Source organism: Collinsella aerofaciens (assembly GCF_040915545.1).
Taxonomy (GTDB): Bacteria; Actinomycetota; Coriobacteriia; order Coriobacteriales; family Coriobacteriaceae; genus Collinsella; species Collinsella aerofaciens_BE.
This window is the reverse complement of sequence record NZ_JBCPDH010000061.1, coordinates 1-2,481: the sequence shown is the minus strand read 5'-3', so window position 1 is coordinate 2,481 and position 2,481 is coordinate 1. Positions and strand designations below refer to the sequence as shown.

The 2,481-nt window shown below is 55.4% G+C and carries 2 protein-coding genes; one reads left to right on the top strand and one right to left on the bottom strand.

Annotated features, from left to right (window positions below; genetic code table 11):
• Nucleotides 1-133: 133 nt before the first annotated feature.
• The gene (locus AB5202_RS09875; protein WP_195364264.1) at nucleotides 134-535 is read left to right on the top strand and encodes a hypothetical protein; all 402 of its coding nucleotides are present in this window, start codon (nucleotides 134-136) and stop codon (nucleotides 533-535) included.
• A gap of 1,029 nt (nucleotides 536-1,564) precedes the next feature.
• Here the strand turns inward: AB5202_RS09875 and AB5202_RS09870 are convergent.
• On the bottom strand, nucleotides 1,565-2,191 hold the full coding sequence (locus tag AB5202_RS09870; RefSeq protein ID WP_368144660.1) for a DUF1648 domain-containing protein: 627 nt from the start codon (nucleotides 2,189-2,191) through the stop codon (nucleotides 1,565-1,567).
• Between the last annotated feature and the right edge of the window lie 290 nt (nucleotides 2,192-2,481).

The following is a 2,481-nucleotide window of genomic DNA, read 5'->3' as shown; positions in this document are numbered from 1 at the left end:
GGGGCCTCGGGGGCGTTCGGCTAACTGCGGGAACGGCCTATCCGCTCAATGTGTTCGGCTGAGATCGGAAATCAACCATATTATGGGCACAGTCGGCAATTGGGTTGGATAGCCTCGCACCGGAGGAATCAACATGAGTACAAGTAGCTACAAACCGCAAAAAGGCCGTGGCCTCCCGTGGCCTTTAGACACGGACGCTCCATCGGTTGCCGATCAGGCCGAGACGCCTAGCGAGATGGAGGCGGCGCTTGACGTTCGACAGGATGAGATTGCAAAGAGCGAGATCCTGAGTGGAATCAACAGGCCATCCTACGACTCATTATTTGCGGTCGCGAAGAATCGCGTCCAGCTTGCGATTCTGATCATGATTTGCTCCTTCCAGACGTCCAAAGGGCCTAATAGGAAGGATGCCAACGGAAAAGAACTTACAAAAGGTCTTTTCATGCGTCAGGACAAGCTCGAAAAAAAGTCTGTTCGACTCAACCGACTGTATCGAAAGCTCTGGGCGAGCTGGCTCATCGAGGCATCATCATGAAGACCGATGGGGTGTGGGTCATCGTTTGGGCTCAGCTCGATATTCAAGCGCGTGAGGCCGGATGGGATCCGCGCGCGGACGCGGGCGGCGAGGTCGGACGTGAAAGCCGGACCGCAGAGGTATCGAGCGCACGCGGCCAGGGCCTCGAGGGCGCCTGGCGGGTAGGGAGATCCGAGCATGAGGCAGGACAACGCGCAGGCCCGCGAAAGGTTCACGAGCTCCCCCGCGACGCGGCTGGACCCTCGGCTGCCCCTCGTAAAGGATGCAGAAGACACGGTCGAGGTCCGACGGTTCGACCAGGCTGTACCGGCAGTCCGCGTACAGTGCGCAGCCCCTCCCGCGCGGGTCGCCGTCCGAGCCCTCATCCGGCTCATGATGGCGCACCTCAACCCAAAGGCCCTCCAACACGTCGTCGAACCCGAAATCGAGCTCCGCCTGGACGCTCTCGCCGAGCGCATCGCCCAGGGCGAGCTCCGGCACCTTCGTCACACGGCCGTCCAGCCACTCAATCTCTGTCATCGCGCGCATGGTGCAAGCCCCTTCCGACACGGGATTGTCAGCTCAACCCGACCCTTACCCATACGGACGAACATAACTCGCCAGGGGGAAGCCCCTGAAGGCCGTGCGCCACAACATGAGGCCGAATCCGCCCCCGGCTGGACAGGCCAACAACGAAGGAGCACACGGAACCGGCGCGGCGTTACAACCGTCCCGGCAAGCGTGTCACTTGGCCAAGTCATGATGCCGACAAACCCGGAAATGCTCCAACGGAGCGCCGAACGAGCGTAACAATATAAAGTCGTGCAACACGTGTTGGACGACCGGAACATCCCAAACAAAGGCCTGTAGGTCCCACCTTCAAGCCCAATAGCAAAATGTGCATCAGCGGATTTGCAGCGATACAAGTCTCAACCGTCACCATCACACCGCAGCGCGCCTAGTCCCACTCATCCTACTGCAAATGTCCCAGAACGAGAAAACGTACAGCTTAACATGCCAACCTTTATATCCGCACGCGCGTAATTCAACTCATAAGGACCGGCTATCCCTTACCTGTGACACAATCTCAAACGCACAGAACAGAATCATCAGTCCAATCATCGTATAAGAGGCAGCCGAACCTTCAAGCACTATTCCACAAAGAACAATCTCCGCGCAGCCAATAAGAACTGTTATCAGGCGTTCTGCCTTTTTGCTCTCGTCGCTCGCATAAAAAGGCGGCAAAGTGCACAAGATCACATATAGCCCGGGAAGGGAATACAGGATCGATAGTCCAAGTCCCCCATCAACCGCAGTGCTTTGCGTAAGAATCAACTGAACCCAAACGGCAATTATCACTGAGCAGGTTGTCGATAAAAGAAGACTAGAAATATAGCACGCAACAAAGTCCCGTCGCATTCGAGCAGAGAAATCCGCGAACTCTCTTCGCCGCGTGGAAACAATAAGGTACACAGAAATTGCAATAGAACCAATCAGAGAAAACAGCGGAACAACCAGCAATTCAAGCTTATTACCCCATCGATCAACCACACCCCCACTCCAATGAGCGGGAATTGTATCAGGGAGGACTGACCAAGCCGCCCATAGAATCAGAAATGGAAGAATAGAGAGGATGAAAGATGATAACACTGCAGTAATTTTTTTTGAGGCTCTCATCGATTCCGCATCTCCTTGCGCGCCCACATTCCACTCCGCCTTAAATCAAGTATACGTTTTGGAACGGGATGTCACTCCGAACGCCTTACCCTCTTAGTGTGAATGCCGCTGCGGCATTGTTGACTCATCCTTAGTAATCGCGTCTATCCTCTGCAGCATCAGCCAAAGCAATCCGAGAGGAGCCGCACATGCATGCAGCGGAAATTCCTTTCGGGGGGGTGTTCCTATAGTTTTGTCAACTGGGAAATGCTCTCCGTGCGACCGAATCGCGGCATGCTGACGCCAAGCCA